The 23,341-nt window shown below is 67.3% G+C and carries 27 protein-coding genes and 1 tRNA gene; 9 read left to right on the top strand and 19 right to left on the bottom strand.

Annotation, left to right across the window (positions count from 1 at the left end; genetic code table 11):
- Position 1: 1 nt before the first annotated feature.
- A complete protein-coding gene (locus GGR89_RS11855; protein ID WP_167712936.1) occupies positions 2 to 895 on the bottom strand; it encodes a replication initiator protein A in 894 nt (297 codons plus the stop codon).
- The gene (locus GGR89_RS11850; RefSeq protein ID WP_167712934.1) at positions 892 to 1,167 is read right to left on the bottom strand and encodes a helix-turn-helix transcriptional regulator; all 276 of its coding nucleotides are present in this window, start codon (positions 1,165 to 1,167) and stop codon (positions 892 to 894) included. Before GGR89_RS11850 ends, GGR89_RS11855 begins: the two co-directional genes overlap by 4 nt.
- Positions 1,168 to 1,336: 169 nt before the next feature.
- Between GGR89_RS11850 and GGR89_RS11845 the strand changes: the two genes are divergently transcribed.
- Positions 1,337 to 1,558, top strand: a complete 222-nt coding sequence (locus tag GGR89_RS11845; RefSeq protein WP_167712894.1) for a hypothetical protein — start codon at positions 1,337 to 1,339, stop codon at positions 1,556 to 1,558.
- A 15-nt stretch (positions 1,559 to 1,573) separates the two neighbouring features.
- Here the strand turns inward: GGR89_RS11845 and GGR89_RS22895 are convergent, their stop codons facing one another.
- The 4 genes from GGR89_RS22895 to GGR89_RS11825 all read right to left on the bottom strand — a co-directional run bounded on the left by GGR89_RS22895 (position 1,574) and on the right by GGR89_RS11825 (position 4,171).
- Complete coding sequence (locus GGR89_RS22895) at positions 1,574 to 2,089, bottom strand: DUF2285 domain-containing protein (RefSeq protein WP_425338756.1); 516 nt, start codon at positions 2,087 to 2,089, stop codon at positions 1,574 to 1,576.
- The gene (locus GGR89_RS22310; RefSeq protein WP_245201644.1) at positions 2,040 to 2,357 is read right to left on the bottom strand and encodes a transcriptional regulator domain-containing protein; all 318 of its coding nucleotides are present in this window, start codon (positions 2,355 to 2,357) and stop codon (positions 2,040 to 2,042) included. The genes GGR89_RS22895 and GGR89_RS22310 overlap by 50 nt, the downstream gene beginning before the upstream one ends.
- 175 nt (positions 2,358 to 2,532) lie before the next feature.
- On the bottom strand, positions 2,533 to 2,799 hold the full coding sequence (locus tag GGR89_RS11835; protein ID WP_167712932.1) for a DNA -binding domain-containing protein: 267 nt from the start codon (positions 2,797 to 2,799) through the stop codon (positions 2,533 to 2,535).
- Between the two features lie 526 nt (positions 2,800 to 3,325).
- Positions 3,326 to 4,171 carry a DUF932 domain-containing protein gene (locus tag GGR89_RS11825; protein WP_167712930.1) on the bottom strand — a complete coding sequence of 282 codons (846 nt, stop codon included), beginning with the start codon at positions 4,169 to 4,171 and terminating at the stop codon, positions 3,326 to 3,328.
- A gap of 344 nt (positions 4,172 to 4,515) precedes the next feature.
- On the opposite strand from GGR89_RS11825, the gene GGR89_RS11820 reads away from it, so the two are divergent.
- Complete coding sequence (locus tag GGR89_RS11820; protein WP_167712928.1) at positions 4,516 to 4,818, top strand: hypothetical protein; 303 nt, start codon at positions 4,516 to 4,518, stop codon at positions 4,816 to 4,818.
- Between the two features lie 21 nt (positions 4,819 to 4,839).
- Here the strand turns inward: GGR89_RS11820 and GGR89_RS11815 are convergent, their stop codons facing one another.
- The 4 genes from GGR89_RS11815 to GGR89_RS11800 form a co-directional block, all read right to left on the bottom strand.
- On the bottom strand, positions 4,840 to 5,853 hold the full coding sequence (locus tag GGR89_RS11815) for a pyridoxamine 5'-phosphate oxidase family protein (RefSeq protein WP_167712926.1): 1,014 nt from the start codon (positions 5,851 to 5,853) through the stop codon (positions 4,840 to 4,842).
- Positions 5,850 to 6,248: a hypothetical protein gene (locus GGR89_RS11810; RefSeq protein WP_167712924.1), complete on the bottom strand. Its 399-nt coding sequence runs from the start codon at positions 6,246 to 6,248 to the stop codon at positions 5,850 to 5,852. Before GGR89_RS11810 ends, GGR89_RS11815 begins: the two co-directional genes overlap by 4 nt.
- 129 nt (positions 6,249 to 6,377) lie before the next feature.
- Positions 6,378 to 6,773 (bottom strand): hypothetical protein, encoded by a 396-nt coding sequence (locus GGR89_RS11805; RefSeq protein WP_167712922.1) that lies wholly within the window; start codon positions 6,771 to 6,773, stop codon positions 6,378 to 6,380.
- A 66-nt stretch (positions 6,774 to 6,839) separates the two neighbouring features.
- On the bottom strand, positions 6,840 to 7,142 hold the full coding sequence (locus GGR89_RS11800) for a DUF736 domain-containing protein (protein ID WP_167712920.1): 303 nt from the start codon (positions 7,140 to 7,142) through the stop codon (positions 6,840 to 6,842).
- Between the two features lie 667 nt (positions 7,143 to 7,809).
- On the opposite strand from GGR89_RS11800, the gene GGR89_RS11795 reads away from it, so the two are divergent.
- Entirely contained in the window at positions 7,810 to 8,142 is a 333-nt protein-coding gene (locus GGR89_RS11795) for a hypothetical protein (RefSeq protein WP_167712918.1), read from the top strand.
- 2 nt (positions 8,143 to 8,144) lie between these two features.
- Here GGR89_RS11795 and GGR89_RS11790 read toward each other — a convergent pair whose 3' ends face one another.
- Both GGR89_RS11790 and GGR89_RS11785 read right to left on the bottom strand, forming a co-directional pair.
- Entirely contained in the window at positions 8,145 to 8,624 is a 480-nt protein-coding gene (locus GGR89_RS11790; RefSeq protein WP_167712916.1) for an SRPBCC domain-containing protein, read from the bottom strand.
- 178 nt (positions 8,625 to 8,802) lie between these two features.
- Positions 8,803 to 10,953, bottom strand: coding sequence for a ParB/RepB/Spo0J family partition protein (locus tag GGR89_RS11785; protein ID WP_167712914.1), 2,151 nt, complete (start codon positions 10,951 to 10,953; stop codon positions 8,803 to 8,805).
- A gap of 691 nt (positions 10,954 to 11,644) precedes the next feature.
- Here GGR89_RS11785 and GGR89_RS11780 point away from each other — a divergent pair.
- The 4 genes from GGR89_RS11780 to GGR89_RS11765 are packed head-to-tail and all read left to right on the top strand — an operon-like array spanning position 11,645 to position 14,499.
- Positions 11,645 to 11,890: a hypothetical protein gene (locus GGR89_RS11780; protein ID WP_167712912.1), complete on the top strand. Its 246-nt coding sequence runs from the start codon at positions 11,645 to 11,647 to the stop codon at positions 11,888 to 11,890.
- 40 nt (positions 11,891 to 11,930) lie between these two features.
- Positions 11,931 to 12,281, top strand: a complete 351-nt coding sequence (locus tag GGR89_RS11775) for a type II toxin-antitoxin system TacA family antitoxin (RefSeq protein ID WP_245201642.1) — start codon at positions 11,931 to 11,933, stop codon at positions 12,279 to 12,281.
- Positions 12,282 to 12,283: 2 nt separating this feature from the next.
- Positions 12,284 to 12,805: a GNAT family N-acetyltransferase gene (locus tag GGR89_RS11770; protein ID WP_167712910.1), complete on the top strand. Its 522-nt coding sequence runs from the start codon at positions 12,284 to 12,286 to the stop codon at positions 12,803 to 12,805.
- Positions 12,802 to 14,499, top strand: coding sequence for a recombinase family protein (locus tag GGR89_RS11765; RefSeq protein ID WP_209092249.1), 1,698 nt, complete (start codon positions 12,802 to 12,804; stop codon positions 14,497 to 14,499). The genes GGR89_RS11770 and GGR89_RS11765 overlap by 4 nt, the downstream gene beginning before the upstream one ends.
- On the opposite strand, the gene GGR89_RS11760 is transcribed toward GGR89_RS11765, so the two are convergent.
- The 7 genes from GGR89_RS11760 to rpmI form a co-directional block, all read right to left on the bottom strand.
- Positions 14,455 to 14,531 (bottom strand) — tRNA-Arg (locus GGR89_RS11760). The two genes, GGR89_RS11765 and GGR89_RS11760, sit on opposite strands and share 45 nt — an antisense overlap.
- A gap of 63 nt (positions 14,532 to 14,594) precedes the next feature.
- Entirely contained in the window at positions 14,595 to 15,011 is a 417-nt protein-coding gene (locus GGR89_RS11755) for a hypothetical protein (RefSeq protein WP_125975823.1), read from the bottom strand.
- 4 nt (positions 15,012 to 15,015) lie between these two features.
- Positions 15,016 to 17,439, bottom strand: coding sequence for a phenylalanine--tRNA ligase subunit beta (pheT, locus tag GGR89_RS11750; RefSeq protein WP_125975821.1), 2,424 nt, complete (start codon positions 17,437 to 17,439; stop codon positions 15,016 to 15,018).
- Positions 17,436 to 18,527 carry a phenylalanine--tRNA ligase subunit alpha gene (gene pheS, locus GGR89_RS11745; RefSeq protein WP_125975819.1) on the bottom strand — a complete coding sequence of 364 codons (1,092 nt, stop codon included), beginning with the start codon at positions 18,525 to 18,527 and terminating at the stop codon, positions 17,436 to 17,438. The genes pheT and pheS overlap by 4 nt, the downstream gene beginning before the upstream one ends.
- Before the next feature lie 71 nt (positions 18,528 to 18,598).
- Positions 18,599 to 19,216 carry a LysE family translocator gene (locus tag GGR89_RS11740; RefSeq protein WP_125975909.1) on the bottom strand — a complete coding sequence of 206 codons (618 nt, stop codon included), beginning with the start codon at positions 19,214 to 19,216 and terminating at the stop codon, positions 18,599 to 18,601.
- A gap of 90 nt (positions 19,217 to 19,306) precedes the next feature.
- A complete protein-coding gene (rplT, locus tag GGR89_RS11735) occupies positions 19,307 to 19,672 on the bottom strand; it encodes a 50S ribosomal protein L20 (RefSeq protein ID WP_010543146.1) in 366 nt (121 codons plus the stop codon).
- Between the two features lie 14 nt (positions 19,673 to 19,686).
- Positions 19,687 to 19,890, bottom strand: coding sequence for a 50S ribosomal protein L35 (rpmI, locus tag GGR89_RS11730; RefSeq protein ID WP_010543145.1), 204 nt, complete (start codon positions 19,888 to 19,890; stop codon positions 19,687 to 19,689).
- Between the two features lie 152 nt (positions 19,891 to 20,042).
- Between rpmI and GGR89_RS11725 the strand changes: the two genes are divergently transcribed.
- Both GGR89_RS11725 and GGR89_RS11720 read left to right on the top strand, forming a co-directional pair.
- Positions 20,043 to 22,178, top strand: a complete 2,136-nt coding sequence (locus GGR89_RS11725; protein ID WP_125975817.1) for an AsmA family protein — start codon at positions 20,043 to 20,045, stop codon at positions 22,176 to 22,178.
- Positions 22,179 to 22,222: 44 nt separating this feature from the next.
- Positions 22,223 to 23,338, top strand: a complete 1,116-nt coding sequence (locus GGR89_RS11720) for an SGNH/GDSL hydrolase family protein (protein ID WP_125975814.1) — start codon at positions 22,223 to 22,225, stop codon at positions 23,336 to 23,338.
- Positions 23,339 to 23,341: the final 3 nt, after the last annotated feature.

Here is a 23,341-nt window from a genome sequence, read left to right as displayed (position 1 = left end):
GTCATGACTTATCCACAGGCTGGAGGCGCAGGCGGCGCATGGCGCGATCGAGCGGGTCTTCGGGAATGGCGACGAAGGTTAGGCGCGCGCGTCCGAAGGTGCGCTCCAGGCCGAGCCGGTAGCCGGGCAAAGGCTGGCGACCGACGATTGCGCGCAGGTCGAACGCGAATTTGGGTAGCGGGGATAGAACCCCCGATTTGAGGTGGAGGTGGGCGACATCGAACGACCAGCCATTCGCCTGCCGCCCGCCATGCTTGCGCACGATGCGGTAAAGCCACCGCTCAAGACCGCCCGTGAGATCGAAATAGGCGCGGTCGATGGTGAGCACGAGGCTCTGATCGAGAACACCCGCATAGAACCAGTCGGGCAGGATCAGTTCGAGGCCGAGCGGGCGACCATTGCCGTCGAGCCGCTCCTGCCACTCGTTGATCCACGAGAAGCGGTGACGACGGCGCTGATGCTGCTGGCGGATCGAGGTGGCGATGGTGGTCGATTGCAAACGATCGAGCGCGGCCTTGAGCCGCTCGTAGCTCGCCTTGCCGGTGCCGCGTCGGGTGAAGGTCAGTATTTCATGGGGCGTCGCCGCCATCAGCCGCGACGTGGGCTTGCCGGCGTCACGCGCGGCGACGATCTGGCTCGCCGCCCATATCAGCACGTCGGCGTCCCAGATCGTCGCCATGCCATGATCCAGCACCGCCTCGACCGAGATCCATGTGGTGCCCATGCGGAAGTCGATCGGCTCGACCCGTTTCGACTTGGCGAGGCTGAAGAAGGGCCACGCCATCAGATCCTGTGCGTCGCGTGGCGCGATACCATTACCCATCGACGGGAACAGCGTGAGCTGGGCGCGTTCGCCGTCATCGGCTCCGGCCTTGGGGGAAGCTGACCTGCTCATGACCGGGCCGGCGACTGTTCGGGATGCGGCCGGGGCATGAGGTCGTCCTGCCCCGGATCGGAGGTCGAATATTTGGTGCCGCGATCGGCCCATGACTGGAGATCGTCGACGGTATAGACGACGCGGCCGCCGAGCCGGCGATAAGCCGGCCCGGTGCCGAAATAGCGATGTTTCTCCAGCGTCCGGCCGGACAGGCCGAGGAAGCGCGCGGCCTCCGGCGTGCGCAGCAGGCGCGGCGGCAAATTTTGGGGATTTCCGTTCGGCTTCGGCATCCGGCGGCTCCTGCGGGTGTCACGGCGGCAGGAGGCGAAAATGGCGAAGGAACGACGGCGGGGTGGAGTTCGAAGATATGCGGGGCACGGATGTGACCACCCCCGCGGATCGGATGGGCGGCCGCCGGCCTGCCTTGTCTTGCGGCCGGGAACGCCGGATAAGCGCGCGATGAGTGCCAGCTACTATTTCGAGAGAGCCGCCGCGATGCGCGCGGAAGCGAGCCGCGAACAGCTTCCCCAGCGCCGCCGCCTGCACGAAGTGTCGGCGGAGCGCTGGGATGAGATGGGCCGTCAGGCGCAGGAGACGGAACGGCAGACCGCCGTCAACGCCGAGGAGCGCCGCCATCGGCCTTATCATCAGACGCTGCGGGAGCGGGTCGCCGCCGGTTGATCCCGTGGCTTGTGGTCAGCGGATGCGCAGCAGCTTGAGGTAATCCCGATTCATCTTGCGCTCGGCATCACGCACGAGTCGCACCACTGCGGATCGCGCGGAGCAGACTTTCCATTGCGTGGCCGGCAACCGCGCAGCCTTGTCATGGCCGAAGGCGGCGGCGATTTCGCGGTGGCTCGCGCCTGCCAGCCGCATGTCGAGGGCGCGCAGCATCCGTTCGAGCCGGTCGCGGCGCTGCGCGGTCAACGGCCAGCCTCGGGGTTGCGCCCCGGATCGCCGGCCTAGCAGCCTCCGGTAGAAGCGCAGCAGGCTGGTGATCCGCGTCTCGAAATCCGGGTCCAGCGGCACGAACGCCCCAAGCGGCTGGCCGGGCGCTGCGTCGCGTATCCAGAGGCGGTGCTCGCCTTCGGCGTCCGCTAGAATGACGTGCCGTCCATTGGGGCCGGAAAGATCGGCCAGCAGCGGACCGAGCGCGGCCGGGTCAACCGGCTTGGCGCGCAGGAATCCGTCTGGCGCGGCGGCGAGGACAATCGTGGTGGCGACAAGCTCGGGCGGCCAGCACAGCGGTCCGGCAAGCTGGGAGGGCGCATAGGCGAAAGGATAACCCCCATCGGCGGGCGAGTGCCGCCAAGCCGGCCTCCTCGCTCACCGTGCCGGATTTGATCCGGCGCATCATGGCATCATGCTCGGTCCGATACCGGCGGTTGCGGCGTAGGAACTCGGCGGCGAACTCCGGGCGTCCGGGGGCGTCCGGCTCATCGCCGGCCGCGCGCGAACGCCACCCAGGACGTGGTGGCATCGGCATCCTCCCTTCCGGCCTGCGGTCAGGCTCGGGCCGGGCAGGATTCAGGAAAGACCGGCTTGTCGGATAGTGCGAAGGAAGCACCACCGTAGAGACAGAGATATGGTTTAGAATGATCCAAGAATTACTTGGCGAACGACTGCACATCTATTTATGGTTCATTTTGGACCATTTAATGGAGGCGCGGTCCCAGTAACCAAGCGTAGCCGACTTCGGTCATCCAGCGGGCGCGGGCCAGATGGGTGTCATGCACGACCTGCGCCCGCTCCGGCTCGCAAGTGGGATCGATTCCGAAGATGACCGCGACCGCTTCTCGCCAGTCCGCACCTTCGGCATCGGCGTCGAGCAGACGGAGATAATCGGACAAATGCGCCTCGTCATAGCCGGTGAGATGCGGCTTGTCGGGAGGGCGATCCTCGAATTTCCTGCCGGCCGTCACGGATGATCTCCGATAGTTGCCTTTCAAACCGCGTCACCCAGGGCCTCTGTCCGTGCCCGCAAATCCGCCTCACTGGACGCGGATTCGGCATCACGGTGCAGCCCGAAGGCTGCGTCTGCGGTGCGCCCCCGCAAACATCGCTCCTGACCCTGATCGGGGAGTGGTAAACCGCGTTTAGTCGGTTCCTATGACCTTTAGTTCGGAGAACCTGTTGTATACGTCACAGGCTCCCCGACCATGTGGTCAAGGATGGCGGCGCCGTCACGGCCGGCGCTCAAACCGCTAAACGTGGGGCTACCAACCCCAGGCCGCCGCGTAGCGGCCCGGCCCCTTCATAGGACAGTGTGAAGATTTTGACCACTCCCTACCGCGAGCCGGGCATAGCCCGGCGAGCCCGCCCATCGCGGTCGCGCGGACCTTTGGGACGCGCGACCGCCACCGATCCGGGGAAGCCGGATCGGCGGCGGCAATCTTGCAAAAAGGGGGAAGCCGTAGAGCCGGACGGCCCGGCCCTACGGCAAAGCGATCAGCCTGCCTTGAGGCGCTGCATCCCCTCGGCCAGCGTCCAGAGCGCGCGGTTGAGAGTGACATTCTGGTCGATGCCGTTGATCGGGCGGGACCGGCTGCGGCGGATACGGCCTTCGGCGTTCTGCTTGCGGCCATGCAGTCCGCCGCGAATGACATTCTCCTGAATGACGTTGAACGTCGTCCACAAGCTGCGGTCCATGTCCTCGCGGCGGCGTGGCTCGATGATCTGGTCGGGGCGCAGCGGACTTTCGTCCTCGCCATAGCGGGCGACAAGGCTGACCTCGCCAAGCAAGCGCTGCTCGTCATCGGAAAGCCGAACCGCCTTCATGCTCTCGCTGGCGTCGATCAGCCGGGGGAAGTCCTCCGCCACGGTGTAAACGCCCTCGATGATATCGTCTTGAATATTGCCCTTATGCGGCACGCGGACTTCCTCGAACCGCTCGCCCGCAATCATGGAATTGGTGCAAACGAAGCGCAGCATCCCGGCGAACATCTGATAGGCGCTCGTTCCGTCGTGACTATTCACGATGATGACTTCGGCTGCTTCCGGCTTGCCGATACCGTCATCCCGGCGCAGGCGCAGCATGTGCTTGGCGTGGCCGTGGCGGCTTCCGTCGCGCGGGACCGACTGGACGGCGAAGAACGGGAACCATCCTTCCCGGCGCAGCCCCTCCACGATGTCGATGGTGGGGACATAGACATAGCGCTGCGAACGGCTGTCGTGCGCCTCGCGAGCGAAAATGGAGGGGACGTGGCGATAGAGCGCCTCGTTGTCGAGCGCCTCGCGCCCGCTGATCTGGTGGGCGTTGCGACCGAACCGGGTGGCGAGATGATGGATGCTCATGGTCTTGTCCTTCCGTGGGCTTGGGTTTCCGCGCAGCGGAAGCGCCGCGCTGAAACCCTGCCCGTCGGCGAGACCGGGGTAGCAACGGACAAGGGCGGCCGGGCCGGAGGGGAATCACCCGGCCTGCACAAGCCGAAGGCGCGGAAGGCTGGGGATACCGGCCCGGACGGCGACAGCTTCCCTTGTCCGGCGCGAGGGCTGGCCCTTAGCGCCCCGCGCCGGCCTGCCGGCGCGCACGAACAAAGCAATTCCAGGATGCGGCCAGGATGGCCGCTTCTCTTCGTGAGACGCGCGAGCCTCTATAGTATGGATATATTTGGTGAACTGGCGGGCGACTCGGCAGGATGAAGCTCACACAGAGGCAAATCGAGGAAGGACTGGACCACGCCCGGCAGACACTTGCCGGCATGGAAGAAGTCGATTTTGACGATCTGGCCGATGATGCGGGATTCCGCGAGCAATATGCCAAAGCCGCGCTCGTCTTCATCAAGATGATGGCCGTGCTGGACAAGGCGAAGCTGACGGGGGATCAGCGAGCAGCTCTGGATGCGCTCATCGCCCGGCATAATAGATGTACCAGCGCGCTTACGCAGGATGTTCTCGCCCATTGGTCCGAACAGGCCAGCGAACGCGGCGCGCTGAATTGATCGGGCGACGTCGAGCGCCGATCAATAGAGATTGTCGCGGTAGTCCTTATCCAAGCCTTTCTTGAGCAAGCCCTGCATCCCCGGCACCGCCAGCGCGGCGCTGGCGAGCTTCCCGGCCAGGCCGGCGTTGCGGTTGAGCTTGATATGCTCGACGAACAGCTTGGCGGGCTCGATGCCGTGCGCGTCCGGCTTGACCGGCCACAGCGCGGCCCGCTCCAGCGCTGGGCTGGCGCGCAGGTCGATCGCCTCTACCTTGATCCCGATCGCCAGCAGCGGGGTCTTGCCCTGCACCTCGAACCGGGCGCGGGCATCCTCGTCGGTGGAGAGCTGCGCGGTCCCGCGCACGATCGCCACGCGGTTCGCGCCGGGGATCAGCAGCGCCAGCGCGACGCGCGGCTGGGTGAGGATGTTGCGGAAGCTGTCCACGTGCCTGTTGCCGGGCCGGTCGGCGAACCACAGCGTATCGCCGTCGAGCCGCGCCATGCAGCCGGCCGGATCGCCCTTGGGGCTGAGGTCAGCGCGCCCTTCCTCGCCAAACGTCGCCAGTGCGAGGAAGCGGCTCGCGGCGACGAAGGCGGCCGGATCGTCGGGCGCGTCCGCGACCGGCACCGCCGCCCATAGGTCGGAGCGGATCAGCGCCTTGGCGCAATGGCCGTAACATTCCTCGACGGCGATGCGGATGCCGTCCGGGCCGGCCTCAGTCACGCGGCCGTTGACGCGCAGCGTCTCGCCGATACCGGGGACTAGGAACAGCGAACCGAACGCCTCACCGGGCCGCGCAAGCGCGGGATCGTCGAGCGCGGCGGGCGGCAAGCGCAGCTCGCGCGTCCCGGCTTCCGCGAAGCCGGGGCCGCCGCCGCCGAGCGTCACGCTCATGCCCGCGTTGTCGCCGAAGCCGGCGAACAGCAGCGGCGCGGCCCCGATCCAGCGCAGCGCGCCCGCGTCGAGATGGTCGATGACCTTGAGGTGCATCGCACCCGGCGTCTTGCCGATCACGCCTTCCAGCGCGTCGATGCTGGCGATCGGCCCGCTCATTGCAATGTCGGCGCAGGGCCGCCGAGCGTCAGCGCCAGCATGATGCGCGTCGAGCAGAGAGCGCAGTCGAGGGCGCTCGCCGCGCTCTCCTTGCAGCCAAGGCAGGCGCGCGGGCGAGAGCCGTCGAGCAGGCCGAGCAGCAGATGCTCGTCTTCGGAGAGCGTCAGCGCCTCGCCGACGGCGAGTGGTCGGCCGAGCGCCGTTTCGTAGAACAGGCAGAGGCTGTCGAGAACCGGCGCGAGCATCGTGCAATCATGCGCGGCGAGCGCGAGGGTGAGACAGGGCTGGATCGGATGGCCGGCATCGCGCGCCTGCCGCCAGCAGCGGGCCGCGTCGATCATAATCGCGGCGGGCGCGGTCTCTTGCCGGGTCGGCGGCGTGAAATGGCGGGTCATCGTCGATCCTCTCTGCGCTATCCCCCTTTTCGCTTATTGCGAGTCGTTCTCAAGTTAGCCGCACTAGATGACGGCGGCAAGACAGCACGACACGTTTCATCCGACGATCAGCACCGCCGGATGGAACGGTCAGAACAGCTCGCCTTGCCGGTATTCGGCAGGTTCCTCGCCCTCGCGGCCCTGCCAGACGACGCGGTCGTTCTCGTAGATCGTGACGAACGCCTGACCGTAGCGGGACTCGTAGGCCGGTTCCGGCTTCGCCTCGAAATTGTAGCAGCGGCTCCGGCCCTTCGTGCCAGCGAACGCGATCGGGCCGCCGGGCCGGAGAATCACCCGGTCGCAGGCGCCGGACGGCTCAGCGACACGACGACGGATGAGACCCATTTGGTAGGCGCGATAATCGCTTTCCTCGCGCTCGCTCGGCGCCCGCCAGTGGCGGCATCGTGCGCAGCAAGCGCCGTCGGGAAGGCGCGGCGGATCGGTGTCGAGCGGCGGCCCGCCATTGTGGCCGAGCGGCTTGCGCATGGCGTCGGTCCCTTCTGCGGAAGGTTGGAGAGGGAGCGCCCCGCCGAACGGCGGGGCGCGGCAAGGTCAGTCGGAGACTAACTCGTAGGTGCCGGGGGTCTTCTCGGACTCGAACATCCGAAGATAGACGGGCGTGCCGCCGAGGACGGTCAGCTTGAACGAGACGTAAGGACGCTTCTCCTTGCTGGTCTTCGCCCAAGCGGCGCCGTAGTCGATCCGGTCGTCGTCGGCCGGATGGATGCGGAAGTCGGGGGCCTTGTCGTTGTCCTTGCCCTCGACCTGGCGAAGCTCGACCTGCTCGCGCGTGCCGAAGGCACGGATTTCGCCGGTGTAGCCGCGATCGGTGGTGGTGAAGATGCCGCGGATCATGTCGTCAGTCCTTTCTTGCCTCGGACCGCGCCCATCGCGGCCTCGATGGCTGTCGACCGGCCGGGGGACGACTGACCTGCACCCGAAGGGCGAAACGAAGTGGCAGGCGGCGGCGGACGGCTTTTTTGCTTCGCGCTGCAAAGCCGGCATCGCCGGCGGCGGAAAAAAGCCGTTCGACGCCGTTGCGGGAAGGCAGGCGGCCCTCGGCCAGACAAGCCTTTCGAGAGGCCGTGTGGCAGCGCCGCCCGGCAAGATCTCGGGACTGGCAGAAGGTCGATGGTAATCGCGCGCCGCTACCGATCGCTATGGTCCCGGTGATCGTGCCTTGCCGGGTGAACGTGGGGAGCGAAGCGGGGTGCAGGGGACGACATGAAGCTCGGCCCTGCGCTTGCCTCTGCCTGACGGCGACGGGCGGCGGCGGCGCCGAGAAAGACCAAAGGATGTGTCTGGAGTCTCGCTCGGGGTTCCCGGCTATTCGCCCGCCGATCTCAATCCGCCTCGATCGGGCGGACACCGGCTTACCGTGTCCGGTTCTTCCCCCGCCATGCCCTGCGGAAGCCAGCGGGTGCGCCCGTTCCTCCCAACGGCCGGACGCAATGCCCTTGCTTCATGTTCGCATTATGTTCCAGATTATCGCTTTCCGATTCGACAGCGCGAAGGACGGCGTATGAGCGTGATGATCCGCGGCGAGGACCGCGCGAGACTGAAGGTGACGGGCGACATCGAAGCGGAGCTGGCGGTGCCGACAGGCGGCACCGGCCGATGCTGGCTCAGCTTCTCCGATGGCACGCTGGTCGAGGCGGCCTATGGCAAGGATGACGATTGCCGCTTCGCGGTGAGTGAGGAAGGCGCCGGGATCGCACGGATTCAGCGCGACGGCGCAGCCGATGTTCTGCGCCTCGACTGGCGGGTGGAATGGGTGACGGTCGCGGCGGCCGGCAATGCCGTGCGCGCCGGGCGTGGTGAACCCATGCCGGTGCTGCCCGGTCTGTTCGGCTGAGGCTATTCGATGAAGGCCGCGAGATTGCGCAACGTGGACGCCATCCCGGCCTGATGATCCTCGGCGCCGATGCCCGGCGGCACATTCTCGCAGGCGATGGTGACGCGGGTGCCGTCGGCAACGGGCGTCAGCGTCGTCGTCACGCGCATCGTCCCTGCGAACGCCGGATCGTCCGAAACGAACACGACATCCTCCATGATCCGATCATAGGGGAGCAGCTCGACGAAACGGCCGGTGAACCGATCCTCGCGCACCGAGGACTTGCCGACCACATCCGGCGCGGGATCGTCGTAGATGAATGCCATGCGATAGCCGCCGCCGGTGCGCGGGTCGAACGACTCGATGCGCGCGTGCATCCCCTTGGGGGGCCGCCAGGACGCCACCGATTCGGCGTCGGTCATGGCCCGGAAGATGGCGCGTGGCGCGGCCAGGATGGTGCGGGAAGCCGTGTCGATTCGTAGGTTATCCGGTGCTGTCGCCATGTGCGGGCAATACTGTTGGCACGATCGCACGCCAACAAGGACGGCGAGCCGGGCCGTGGCCCGGCGAGCGCGATTTTTCCCCCACGACAAATCGGCCGCGCCCTGCAGGGCGCGGCCGCGACCGATACGGTGCGCAAAACGAAAGGCCGGGACCGCTTACGCGGCCCCGGCCCGCCCCCTATTCGGCGGCGACCGCATAATGCGACTGATCCTCGTCCTCCGGTTCCGGTTCGCTCGGGTCCGCCTCGGCCTCGGTCGGCTGCGCCATCGCGTCCTCGACGTCCTGCGCTTCGGTATCGGGGGCCTCCGCTTCGGTATCGGGGGCCTCCGCTTCGGACGGCTGCTCGTCCGCTGCGACGTTCTCCGTCTCCACCGCCTCGGGTTCGGCCTCGGTGGTGCGCAACAGGGCCGGAAGCCAGCCGGTCCCGGCGACAAGCTGCTCCGCCGCGTCGGCCATGTCCGCCTTCTTCATCGGAACGATGCGCTCGGCGGCTTCGGAAGAGACGGCCTCACTCACGGCCTGCGCGATGTGCGCCTTAGTGACACGCCCGAAATAGCTGCGGGCGGTCGCGGTCCACGTCGCCGTCATGTCGAGGTCCACCGCCTCGGCCAGTCCTTCCGCCGCCTCGATGCGGCTGGCGGAACGCTCCCACGGCACCTTCACCGCATTGACGGTGAGCGACACGCAATGCGCCAGCAACGCGGTCCGGCTGTCGCCGTCCAGCGCGACGAGGAACGGCCACAGGTCCGCCGTCTCGTCGGGAAGCTGCGCGCCCCACTGGTTATGCCGCGCCGCCAGCGCCTCGCCCGCCTTGGTGTCACCGATGCCCTCGGCGTGGGTGGTGAGGTCTTCGCTCTTGGCGGTGATCGTGAGGCAGGACTTGCCGAACCCATGATAGAACAGGTCCAGCACCAGCGCATGGGTCAGAGCGACCATCGCCATGTCGTGCTGCTCGCCCAAGGCCAGCCGAAGCCCAAGCGTCCGGTGGGCCGTGAGGTCACGAATGAGGCTGTCGGAAATGGGCTTGCCCGGATCGGCCTCGTCCACCTCTTCTTCCTCGTCCGCGTCCTCGTCGTCCTCCACGGCTTCGCCGTCCTCCGCGCTGGCGCGTTCGCCCTCGTCCTCCGGCTCCGCTTCGGGCTGCGGCTCGTCCTCGGCCCGGACATGGCCGCGCTCGATCTTCACCTCGCCATTGGAGCCGAGCGAGACGAACACGCCGCCACGCTCGATCACGGCGGGATCGTAGGCCGAACGCTTGGCGCTGATCGCGTCGATCTCGTCGCTCAACGCCTCCGCCTTCGCCGCCACGTCCTCCGGCATGTCCTCATAGGAGTCATAGCCTTCGATCAGGGCGTCATGCGCTTCCGCCGCTTCGGATAGCCGGGCCTCGTCCTCGTCGGACAGGGCGACATGCTGCGGGTAGTAGCGCCGCATCCCATGACCGTGCGGATAGTCGATGCTCGCCTCGGCCCACTTCCAGCCCTCGGCCAGAACCTCGCCTGCGATCTCGCGCAACCGCTCCACGACAAGGGTATCGAGCAAGCCCGCATCCTCGAAGAAACCGCCGTCGTCCTCGGTGAACAGGTCGCGGATGACGTTGCCGCCCGCCTCGACATAGGCATCCGCGCCGATGAACACGGCACGCCGATCACTCGCGGGCACGTTGCTCGCCGTGAGGTCGCGCCGGATGATCCACGGCTCCTTGTTCCACGACAGGTTCTCGAAAACCTGCTCCTGCCGGGCATGGTCGTCGGTGATGGCGAACGCCGCCAACTGGTCGAGCGTCAATCCATCCTGCCGATAGACGTCCATCAGCTTCGGGCTCACCGCGCCCAGCCGGAGCCGCCGCTTGACGATCTCAGGCGACACTCCGAACCGCGCGCCGATTTCCTCCGCGCCCCATCCCTTGTCGCGGGAAAGCTCCGCGAACCGCTCGAACTGGTCGGCGGGGTGCATCGCCGTGCGCGTAACATTTTCGTCCAGCGACACCTCGGCCGGATCGTTCGCCGTATCGAGCCAGCAGCGCACAGGCTCGGACTTCCTGATCTGCTTGCGCTTGGCGCGCAGCAGCATCGCCAGCCTGCGGCCTTCGCCAGCGGTCACGAAATAGCAGCCGGTGGGCGTCCCGTCCGCCTTCACCTCGGGTTCCACGACAAGGTTCTGGATCATCCCCTTGTGTTGGATCGACGCGGCCAGCGCCTCGATGGCGGCTTCCCCATGCGGCACCTTGCGGGCGTTGCGCGGGGACTTCTTCAGCTTGTTCAGCGGCACGAAGATTTCGACGCCGGACACAGGCTCGGCGGCAACGGTTTCGGTTACAGCGTTCATTGTCCTTACTCCTTCAAAGCACACGCACCCCGGAGCGGGGTGGGCGGCGAAAGAGCGACCGGCAGGCCCGCCGACGGAGCCGGGCAGCACCCGCAGGGCCGGAACGAAGAGGAGGTAAGCGCGGCACGCGCGTTGCGGCCCGGCGCGGCGGGCCTAGAGGGAAGCGACGCCCACACCGCGGGAGGGGAGCGTAGCGACCAGCCAGCCAAAGCGATCGGGCCGGCGCACGCCCTGGCCCGATCTCCGCAGATACGAAGAAGCGCAAATCCGCATCGGCGGATTTACGGATTGGCGTGGAACGCCGCCCCGCCATGCTGATCGTGACCCGCATGGGACGAAACCCGTCAGGGGTTCGGTCGGAGCGGAGCGGAGATAGAGCGGCGGTCCCGAAGGGAGGCGCCAACCTACCTGCTCGATCTGTTCCCCCACGGTGCTTTTCGACCGATTCTGCGGAAGCCTATCCCGCCCCGGTCAGCGGATCAGCACAGGATCACAGCGTTCCTTGCATCAGAATCGTCGAGCGCATCCCGCCGTCTGCACTTATCTGCCGCCGCCTCTACTACGCCCCGCTACGCCAATTCCGCCGCGTGCCGCCATGCGCCGAATCGCACCGCCGGGACCACGCTGGCGGGTGCGACATTCCAAGGGCGATTTCTCTGGATTCCATCAGTGCGCGCGGCAGCTTGAGCGCATGGCCCTATCCCGCAAACGTCGCCTCCGTGCGCCCCGCCGCTGGTCGGAAGGTCTCGATGACCTGCACGACTATTATCAACCCACGCCCGACCGCCGATCGGCTTCCCGGCCGCCGGAGAAGGATGGCCCGATCGTCGTCACCGACGACTGGCCGGAGCGTGTCCCGATCGGCGATATGGAGTTGCGTGTCCTCGAAGGCCATCTCCGCAAGGAACTGGACGCGCTGTTCGGGCCGCTCCCCTGATCCGATCGCCATTTGCGGAAGGGTTGATTTGTTAGTCTGAATGACGCACATTGAAGCGGTGATGGATCGATCAGGAGTGACACCCATGCCGCGCAAACTTCCTGTAGCGGAATCCCCCCGAGGCAACCGGGTCGAGCGCCTCGGCTTCCGCATTGACGAGGAAACCAAGGATTTGATCGAACGGGCCGCTCATCTCAGCCGTCGCAAGGTCAGCGATTTCTGCGTGACCGCGCTGGCGGATACGGCCCGGCGGATGATCGCCGACCATGAAACGCTGGTGCTGTCGGACCGCGATCGGACGGCGTTCTTCGATGCGCTCGTCAATCCGCCCGAACCGAGCGAGCGCCTGATCCGTGCGCTGGACGAGCACAAACGCCGGGTCGCGTCATAATCATGGCGCAGCCGCAGGGAGACTTGCTGATCGAGCCGTTGGGGTCGCACCACGACCGGAAAGGGTTTTCGTGCGGCGTCGACAGTCTCGATCGCTATCTCCGAACGCAGGCCGGACAGGATATTCGTCGCAAGGCGGCAGGGGTTTTCGTTCTCGCCGAACGAACAGAGCCCGGCGTGGTCCTCGGCTATTACACGCTGAGTTCGACCGGGATCGCGCAGGGCGACGTGCCGGCGGCGGCGCGGCGGCATGTTCCGCGTTACCCGCTCGTCGCCGCGACGCTGATCGGCCAGCTTGCGGTTTCCCAAGCGCGGCAGGGTGAGCGGCTCGGCGCGGTGCTGATCGCCGATGCCGTTCGCCGTGCGTGGTTCACCGCATCCTCCGTCGGCTCGTCGATGCTTGTCGTGGACGCGATCAACGAGCGCGCAGCCGCCTTCTACGAAGGCAACGGCTTCGTGCGCCTGCCCGATTCCCAACGCCTCGTGCTGCCGATGCACGTCATCCAACGATTGGTCGAACCATGATGAACGCCACCGCCGCATTCTCCGACGCCGCCGCCATCCAGCCGGCGCAGCGCGCCGCGCTCTATCTGCGCGTCTCGACTGGCCGGCAGGCCGAGAGCGACCTGTCGATTCCCGACCAACGCCGCCAGATCGAGAGCTATTGCCTCTCGCGCGGCTGGGACGTTGCGGAAGTGTTCGTCGAGCCGGGCAACACCGCGACCGACGATCGCCGCCCCGCCTTTCAGGCGATGATAGATGCAGCGATGGAAAAGCCGCCGGCGTTCAGCGTGATCGTCGTGCACAGCTTCTCCCGCTTCTTCCGCGACCAGTTCCAGTTCGAGTTCTACATTCGCAAGCTCTCGAAGAACGGCGTGCGGCTGATTTCGATCACGCAGGATTTGGGCGACGATCCCATGAGCGTGATGATGCGCCAGATCATGACGCTGTTCGACGAGTATCAGTCGAAGGAAAACGGCAAGCATACGCTGCGCGCCATGAACGAGAATGCGCGGCAGGGCTTCTGGAACGGCGCCCGCGCTCCGATCGGCTACCGGGTGGTCGAAGCGGAGCGCCGGGGGGCGAAGATCAAGAAGAAGCTGGAGATCGACCCGATCCATGCCGAAACGGTGCGGCGCATCTACCGCATGGCGCTCAACGGCATCGACAACAACGGGCCTATGGGACTCAAGTCGATCGCCACCTGGCTGAACGAGAACGGCGTCCGCACTCGCGACGGCGGTCGATGGGGCATTGCCTCGGTGCATCTGCTGCTGACCCGCACCACCTATATCGGTGAGCATCGCTTCAACACGCGCGACCACAAGACGCGCAGCCCCAAGCCGGAGGCCGAGCATTCGGTGATGGAGGTGCCACCGATCATCACCAGGGCGGAATGGGAGGCGGTCCAACGCTCGTTGAAGGCGCGCAGCCCAAAGATAATGCCGCCGCGCGCGGTGGGCGGTTCGATCCTCCTCACCGGCATCTGCTTCTGCGCCTGCTGCGGCGGGGCGATGACGCTGCGCTCGGGCACGAGCAGCATGGGGCGCGAGTATCGCTACTACACCTGCTCGACCAAAGCGCGGCAGGGCAAGACCGGCTGCCCCGGCATCACCGTCCCGATGGACAAGCTCGACACCGCCGTCGCCGAGCATCTCGAATCGCGCCTGCTCGATGCGACGCGGCTGGAGGAGATGATGGATGCGCTGCTGGAGCGGCGCGACGAGTGGGTCGGTCAGCGCCGGCAGCATGTCGCCGATCTGGAGCGACGGGCGACCGAAGCCGAAGCCAAGCTCAAGCGGCTCTACGAGGCAATCGAGAACGGCGTGGTCGATATGGGCGATTCGTCGCTCAAGGGCCGTATCGCCGAGCTGACCGCGATCCGCGATCAGGCCAGGGGCGACGCCGAGCGCGCCGTCTCCCATATCGAGAAGATCGGCCCGGCCATCACCGTCGAAAGCCTGCGCGCGTTCGCGATGGCCGCCCGTCGCAAGCTGCGCCGGGACGATGGTTCTTTCGCTCGGGACTATCTGAGAGCCATCGCGCAGCGGGTCGAGGTCGTGAGCAAGTCCGAGGTTCGCATCCTCGGCAAGCGCAGCGAGTTGCTGCGGACCCTCACCGCCGCCTCTGGCGTAGAGGCGGCGGTGCTAGGCGTTCGTGGTTTTGAACCGAAATGGCGCGCCCGGAACGATTCGAACGTCCGACCCTCAGATTCGTAGTCTGATGCTCTATCCAGCTGAGCTACGGGCGCGCGGTGAGGTGCGGCGCCTAAACGAGGATCGGGGGTAGCGCAACCCCTTTTTGCATCCGCCCGTCAATTATCGCGATAGGGCAGCATGTCCTCGTCGAACGAGCGCGGCTCGCTGCAGTGCCAGGTCGCGCCGTCCCAGCGGTCCTCGCGGTCGTCATACTGGATCAGCGTACCCTCGGGGCAGCCGAGCGCGACCAGCTCGTCGCGGCAGAAGGCGCGGCCGCGGTCGAGATCGGTGAGGTCGACGTCGAGGATCGCGCACGCCGGACGCCACTGGCCGGCATCGTCGAGCGTCTCGATCAGCGTACCGCCGCCGCAGGTGCCGAGCCCGGCGATGCGCAGCTCGGCATCGAGGAACACGCCATAGCGGCCCTCGCGCTCATGCGGGTCCATGTCGCCGGGGAAGGCGACCGACACCGAATGCGTGTCGAGCGGCTCTGCCAGAAGGGCGTCGAGCCCGGGTAGGAACCGCTCGATCATCGCATCATCCTCGCAGGGTTGCGCCAAGCTTTGCGGCCGCCGCGACGACCTTGTCGGCCACCGCCTTCAGATCCGCGTCGGTGAAGCTCTTTTCGCCCGGTTGCAGCGTGACTTCAATGGCCAACGACTTCTGTCCCTCCGGCACGCCCTGGCCGGTGAACAGGTCGAACAGCCGCGCGTCGACGATCGTGCCCTTGTCGGCACCCTTCACGGCGCGGACGAGATCGCCCGCCGCCAGCGCGGTCGGCACCAGGAAGGCGAAGTCGCGGGTCACCGCCTGGAGCGCCGGGGGCGTGAAGGCCGGGCGGGTGAAGCCGGTCGACTTCTTCGCGGGCAGCGCGTCGAGATGGATCTCCACCGCTGCCACCGCGCCGTCCAGGTCGAACGCCTTGAGCACGCTCGGGTGGACCATGCCGAAGCCGGCGAGCACGGTCTTGGGGCCCAGCCGCAGCGTCGCCGACTGGCCGGGATGGTAGGCAGCACCCGCCTCACCCATCACCTGCAGGTTGGCGACCGGCGCACCGGCGGCCTCGAGCAGCGCCAGCGCCTCGGCCTTGGCGTCGAACGCGGTGAAGGGCTGGGCCTTGCCCGTCTGCCAGCCGCGCGCAGCCTTGGACCCGGCCAGCACGACACCGAGCGTCAGGCGCTCCTTGTCCGCCAGATAGCGGCGGCCGACCTCGAACAGGCGCACGCTGGTGGCGCCGCGCTTGAGGTTGCGCTCCGCCGCCGCCAGCAGGCCGGGCAGCAGCGAGGGACGCATGGCCTTCATGTCCTCGCTGATCGGGTTGGCCAGCGTCCAGGCGCCGCCGCCGAAGACGTCGGCCTGCGCTTCTGGGAGGAAGCTCCAGGTAATCGCTTCGTTCAGCCCGCGCGCGGCGGCGGTGCGGCGCATCCGGCGCTCGAGCTTCTGCTCGGGCGTCGCGGTGGGCGTCGCGACACCAGGGGTGCGCGGCAGCGGGGTCGAGGGCACGTTGTCGATGCCGGCGATGCGGATCACTTCCTCGACGATGTCGGCCGGGCCGTCGATGTCGCGACGCCAGCTCGGCGCGGTGACGCGAAAGGCTTCGAAGCCCTCGCCCAGCTCCACCGGATCGCCATTGCCGTCGAGCGGCTGGACGACAAAGCCGAGGCTTTCGAGGATCTCGACTTGGCTAGCGGCCGGCACGGCGAGGCCGCCCAGCGTTTCCGCCAGCATGGGATCATAGCCGACGACCGCGCCCACCTTGGGCGGCATGCCGCTGCGAGTGACGTCGCTCGGCGTACCGCCGCAAAGCGCCAGCACCAGCCGGGTGGCGATCGCCAGCCCTTCGTCGAGAAATTCGGGATCGACGCCGCGCTCGAAGCGGGTGCGCGCGTCGCTGGTCAGCAGCAGCTTCTGGCCGGTGCGGGCGATATGCTCGGGATCGAAATAGGCGCATTCGATCAGCACGTCGGTGGTGTCGTCCGAACAGCCCGAATGCTCGCCGCCCATGATGCCGCCGATGTCGTGGACGGCCGCATCGTCGGCGATCACGGTCATCGATTCGGTGAGCGTGTAGGTCTTGCCGTTCAGCGCCAGCACGGTCTCGCCGTCCTTCGCCCTGCGCGCGACCAGCCCGCCGGAGAGCTTCGCCATGTCATAGACGTGGAGCGGCCGGCCGAGCCCGAACATCACGAAGTTGGTGATGTCGACCAGCGCGGAAATCGGCTTCTGCCCCACCGCCTTGAGCCGCTGCTGCAGCCAGCCCGGCGACGGCCGGTTCTGCACGCCGCGCACGACCTGGCCGTAGAAAGCCGGGCAGCCTGCCGCATCGTCGGTGCGCACATCCGGCCCCGCGCCCTGCGGGTTGATGGCAGGGAGGCCCGCCACCACCGCGTCGAGCGGCTTGAGCGTGCCGAGGCCCGCTGCGGCGAGATCGCGGGCGATGCCGCGCACGCCCATGCAATCCTGGCGGTTCGGCGTGATCGACACGTCGATCACCGGATCGTCGAGGCCGGCATAGTCCGCATAGGCGGTGCCGACCGGCGCATCCGCCGGCAGCTCGATGATGCCGTCATGATCCTCGCCGAGCTCCAGCTCCATGGTCGAGCACATCATGCCGTTCGATTCGACGCCGCGGATCGCCGAGACCTTGAGCTGCATGCCGTTGGCCGGCACCACCGCGCCGGGCAGGCCGAGCACGCCGACTAGCCCCGCGCGGGCATTGGGCGCACCGCAGACGACCTGCAGCACGCCGTCGCCGGTCTCGACGCTGAGGACCTGCAGCTTGTCGGCCTGAGGGTGGCGGTCGGCCGTCAGCACGCGGGCAACGCGGAAGCCGTTCAGCCGCTCGGCGGGATTCTCGACGCCCTCGACTTCGAGGCCGACACGGGTCAGCGCCTCGAGGATCTCGGTCAGCGAGGCCTCGGTCTCCAGATGCTCCTTGAGCCACGAGAGGGTGAACTTCATGCGCCCACTCCCCCGCTCAGCGTGGGCACGTCGAGCGCCGAGAAGCCGTAATGCTTGAGCCAGCGCAGATCGCCGTCGAAGAAGGGGCGCAAGTCGTCCATCCCATATTTGAGCATCGCCAGCCGGTCGACGCCGGTGCCGAAGGCGAAGCCCTGCCATTCGTCCGGATCGAGCCCGCAGGCCTCGATCACCCGCCGGTGCACCATGCCGCTGCCCAGCACTTCCATCCAGCCGCCGCCGGGCGCGTCGCCGCTGCCGCCGATCACGCGCTTGCCGTCCTTCCAGGTGAAGCCGACATCGACTTCGGCCGAAGGCTCGGTGAAGGGGAAATAGCTGGGGCGCAGGCGCAGCACGATGTCGTCGCGCTCGAAGAACGCCTTGAGGAAGGTCTCCAGCGTCCACTTGAGGTGGCCGAGCGTGATGCCCTTGTCGATCACCAGGCCTTCAATCTGGTGGAACATCGGCGTGTGCGTCGCGTCCGAATCCGAGCGATAGACGCGGCCCGGCGCGATGATGCGGATCGGGGGCTTGCTGCTCGTCATCGTGCGGATCTGCACCGGCGAGGTGTGCGTGCGCAGCACCATCGGCCGTTCATGCGCGCCGGCGAGGTAGAAGGTATCGTGCATCGCGCGCGCCGGATGCGTCTCCGGAATGTTGAGCGCGGTGAAATTGTGCCAGTCGTCCTCGACCTCGGGGCCGGTGGCGACCGCGAAGCCCAGATCGGCGAAGATCTCGGCCAGCTCGTCCATCACCTGGCTGACCGGGTGGACCGAGCCGGGGGCCACGCCGTCGACCGGCAGCGTCATGTCCACCGTCTCGCTGGCGAGGCGCGCGTCGAGCGCGGCCTGCTCCATCGCGGCCTTGGCGGTCGCGAGCGCCTCGGTGACGGCTTCGCGCAGGCCATGGATGCGCGGGCCCTGTTCCTGGCGCTCTTCGGGGGTAAGCTTGCCGAGCGTCTTGAGCAGGCCGGTGATCGCGCCCTGCTTGCCGAGCGCCTGGACGCGCACCGCCTCCAGCGCATCGAGCGCGGTGGCAGCATCGATCGCGGCAAGCAGCTCGCCGCGCAGGGTATCGAGATCGGTGGTCATCGTTTTCCGTTCACTGTGCGAGATGGCTGGAACCCCAGACGGGCCCCTAGGTCAAGGCGTTTGAGGGAACGCTACACCCGGCTGCCGAGCAGCGCCGCGCCAAAGGCGACGAATACGCCGCCCGTCACCCGGTTGAACATCCGCTGCCGCGCCGCCGGTGCCAGCCATGCCGCGAGCGAGCGGCCGCCAAGCGCATAGACCGAGAACCAGAAGGCCTCGATCACCGCGAAGGTCGCGATCAGGATCGCCAGCTGCGGCAGGAAGGGTCGGCCCACGTCGAGAAACTGCGGGAACAGCGCGGCGGCGAAGACGATCAGCTTGGGGTTGGACAGCCCGGTGCCGAGCCCGGTCAGATAGCGCGCCCGCACCGACTGGCGCACCGGCACCGGCGCATCTTCATGGGCTTCCTCCACCGGCGCGCGCCAAGCCTTGATGCCAAGCCACAGCAGATAGGCGACCCCCGCATAGCGCAGCGCGTCGTACAGCCCCGGGGATGCCTTGAGCAACGCCCCCAGCCCCGCCGCCGAGGCGACCAGGCAAAACAGGTTTGCGCTCATCAGCCCGGCGGTGGTCGGCAGCACGCTGCGCGCGCCCTCGCGAATGCTCTGCACCATCACGTGGAGCATGTTCGGCCCCGGCGTCATCGACACGAAAAACACGGCGGTGACGTAGAGCCACCAAGTCTTCATCGCCACGGGATCGTCTCCCCCGGTTGGAATGAAAAAGGGCGCCGAAGCCGCAGCCTCGACGCCCCTTGTTCAGCTTGCGCGCAGGTCCGCTCAGGCGGCCTGGGGCAGTGCCGCCTTCGCCTGCGCGATGATGGCGGTAAACGCCTCACCTTCGTGCATCGCGATGTCGGCCAGGACCTTCCGGTCGAGTTCGATACCGGCCAGCTTGAGGCCGTGCATGAACTGCGAATAGGTCAGGCCTTCGGCGCGGACGCCGGCGTTGATGCGCTGGATCCACAGGGCGCGGAAGCTGCGCTTCTTTACCTTGCGGTCGCGATAGGCGTACTGGCCGGCCTTCTCGACGGCCTGGCGCGCGATGCGGATGGTGTTCTTGCGACGGCCATAATAGCCCTTCGCCTGATCCAAAATCCGCTTATGCTTCGCCTTGGTGGTCGTACCACGCTTCACTCGTGCCATTTTTCAGGACTCCCTTACTTCAGGCCGTACGGCGCCCACGCCTTGACGTGTGCCACGTCGGCGTCGGCCAGCACGCTGGTGCCGCGGTTGGTACGGATATACTTCGAATTGTGCGAAATCAGGCGGTGGCGCTTGCCGGCGACGCCGTGCTTCACCTTGCCCGTGGCGGTGAACTTGAAGCGCTTCTTCACACCGCTCTTGGTCTTGAGCTTGGGCATTTTCGTCTCCTTATGGTTCGACGATTGCGGACAGCCGCGGCAGCCCTATTAGCCGGACGGTCCCTCGATCGCGGAAAGGCGGCCCCTTAGCCGATGGTTGGGCGTTATGCAACCACCGGGGAACCGCGCGGGCAGCAAGGATTTTGAGGTTCATGGCCGATCTGGACAGCCCCGTTCTCACCGCCGAGCAGGACCCCCCGCAGCCCCGGCCGGCGCGCGCGATGGGCGCGCCGCTCGCCGCGACGATCGCGGTCGTCACCAGCCTGGTGGGGCTGGCGGTGCTCGCCTGGGCGGTGCTGTTCGTCACCAAGGGCCGGTTCCTCAAGGGCACGTTCGAATTGATCGCGAGCAGCAGCGCAGACCGCAAGGTGCGCGTGGCGGGCGACTTCCAGCTCTATTTCGCGCCGTTCAACCTGAAGTTCGTGGCCGAAGGGCTGAGCGTCGAGAACCCGGACTGGGCGGGCACCAGCCCGTTCTTCACCGCCACCCGGATCGATGCGCGAATCGCCACCTTCTCGCTGCTCGCGGACCAGAAGCGCTTCCAGTGGCTCGGCCTCACCGACGGGCGAATCGACCTGCAATGGGATCGCGACGGGAAGCAGAATACGTGGACCTTCGGCGGCGGCGGCGGCGAGCCGCTGACCATGCCGCTGATCCAGCGCGCGCGAATCGCCGGCACGCAGATCCGCTACCTCGATCCCCGCCACCAGCTTGATGCGGCGGTTCGCGTCGACACGGTGGCGGCCGAGGACAATCGCTTCGCCGACACCATCCGCTTCGACGGCAACGGTATCGCGCGCGGCGCCCGCTTCACGCTGGCGGGCGCGCTGCTCTCCTCCAACAAGACGCTGGCGGGCGGCGAGAACCGGTTGCGGCTGCATGCCGAGGGCGTGCGCAGCCAGGTCGACATCGCGGGCACCCTGCCCGGCGCAACGGTGCTGGAAGGCGCCAAGCTCCACATGGACCTGCGCGGGCAGAACCTCGCCGACATATTCCTGCTCGCCGGCATCGCGGTGCCCGACACGCGCAGCTACCGGCTGACCTCGGTCGTCACCAAGGCAGGCGACGCATGGCGGTTCACCGGCATGAAGGGCCGGTTCGGCGACAGCGATCTCGCCGGCAAGTTCACGGTGAAGCTGGGCGAGCCGCGCATGCTGGTGACCGCCGACCTGTTCACCCATGTGCTCGACATCGTCGATGCCGGGCCGTTCATCGGCTACAATCCCGATGCGCTCGCCGCCCAGGGTGCGCAGGCGGCGGTGACGCAGGTCTCCGGCACGCCGCGGCTGCTGCCGGACGCGCCGCTGCGGATCGAAGCGCTGAAGAATTTCGATGCGAAGGTGCAGTGGCAGGTGCGCACCGTCCGCGCGCCCAACCTGCCGGTGTCGAACATCGAGCTGGGCCTTGATCTCAACGACCGGCTGCTCAAGCTGAGCCCGCTCAACTTCAGCCTCGCGCGCGGCACGGTCACGTCCGACATCAGCATCGACGCGCGCAAGACGCCGGTGTTCACCACCTACGACATTCGCCTGTCGCCCACCCCAATGGGGGTGCTGCTCGCGGGCTTCGGCGCCGAGCAGTCGGGCACCACCGGCATGCTCAAGGCGCGTATCCAGATGAGCGGCAACGGCAACAGCGTGCGCGACTCGCTCAGCAGCGCCAACGGTCGCATCGCGGTGATCCTGCCCAAGGGCAATTTCTGGACGCGCAACACCGAGCTCGCCGAGTTCGACATCGGCACCTTCGTCCAGAAGATGTTCGAGAAGAAACTGAAGGAGCCGGTGCAGATCAATTGCGGGCTGATCGGCTTTACCGTGCGCGACGGCATTGCCGCCGCCGACCCGATCCTGATCGACACGCAGAAGAACGTGATGGTCGGCCGCGGCGGGTTCAGCTTCAAGAACGAGACGATCGATCTCGCCTTTCGTGCCGATTCGAAGCGGTTCAGCCTGTTCTCGGGCCAGTCGCCGGTGGGGATCGGGGGCTATTTCGCCAAGCCGGGGATCAGCGTGATCAGCCCTGAATTGGTCGGTCGCGCCGGTGCAGGACTGGGCTTGGCAATGGCCGCCACCCCGATCGCTGGTGTCCTCGCCTTCGTCGACTTCGGCGATGCCAAGGCCGCCGATTGCGGGCCAGTCCTGTCCGGAGCCACCGCCGCCAGCCAGCGCGACGCGAAGGGCCGCCCGCGCGACGATGTCGGCCGCGGCACCACCGCCAAGTCGGAAAGCGGCAAGGCGAACGTCGGCGAAGAGAAGCGGCAGCGCAAGAAGTTCCTCGGCATCTTCTGATCCGCTTGCACGAGATGGCTGGGCGGGCGCAGGATCGGTGCGCGATGCTGCGCTTGCTGATCCTCTCCGCTGCGCTCGCCATGGCGGGCGACGTTCGACCGCCGCAGCGGGTGAGGATCGCGCCTCCTGCATCGGAGGCACTGGAAGACTTGCCCATTCACGTCGGCGGTAGAGTCGAGGCGACCGCCACCGGCTATCGCCATCAATGGCCGGGCGTCTATTTCGAAGCGGCCTTTCGCGGACGGCGCGTGGTGCTGCGGTTTGACGATGCGATCAACGAATGGCGCGCGAGCATCGACGGCGGGCCGCCGGTGACGATCGATCGCCCGGGCAAGACCGATGCGACGATCGACGGTCTCTCACCCGGCGCGCACCACATCCGGCTCGACAAGGTCACCGAAAGCGCCGCGCCCGCGCGCTTCGGCGGCTTCTTGGTTGGCCCGGGTAGCAGCCTGCCCGCTCCCCAGCCGCGCCGGCGGCAGATCGAGTTCATCGGCGATTCGTCGATGGCGGGCTATGCCGCGCGGGCCGATCGGATCGACTGCACCGAGGCGCAGGTCCGCGCCACCACTGATACGCCCGATGCCTTTGCCGCGCTTGCCGCGCAGCATTTCGGCGCCGACTATCAGGTGAATGCTATCTCCGGCCGCGGGCTGATCCGCAACTTCGGCGGCACCGCACCGCAGGGGACGATGGAGCAGCTATGGCCGCGCCGCCTGCCGGCCGAGCCCGCCCTTTACCGTGATCCGCACTGGCAGCCGCAGATCGTGATGCTCAAGCTGCAGGCCGATTTCGCCGGCTTCCGCCCCGATGCGCGCTGGCCGACGCTCGACGCGCTCGTCGCCGACTATGCCAAGCACTACGGCCAGTTTCTCGCGCGGCTGCAAGGCCGCTATCCACGCGCAGTCTTCCTCCTCTGGTGGTTCGACACCAGCGGTGCACCGCCCGAGCAGCTCGCGATGCTGCGTGCGGCGGAGACGCAGATCGGCACCGCGGCCCGCACGGCCGGAGCCCGAGACATACTGTTCCTGCCCTTCCCCACCGCGGAGTTTCGCGCCACCGCCTGCCATGGCCATTACGGGCTGGCGGAACAGCGCCGGATCGCCGACTGGCTGGTCCGCACGATCGACGCCCATCCCGCTTTCTGGGACGGGCGCTGACCC

This window comes from Sphingomonas trueperi, assembly GCF_011927635.1.
Lineage (GTDB): Bacteria > Pseudomonadota > Alphaproteobacteria > Sphingomonadales > Sphingomonadaceae > Sphingomonas > Sphingomonas trueperi.
The sequence above is the reverse complement of the archived record's forward strand: the minus strand, read 5'-3'. Positions and strand labels throughout refer to the sequence as shown.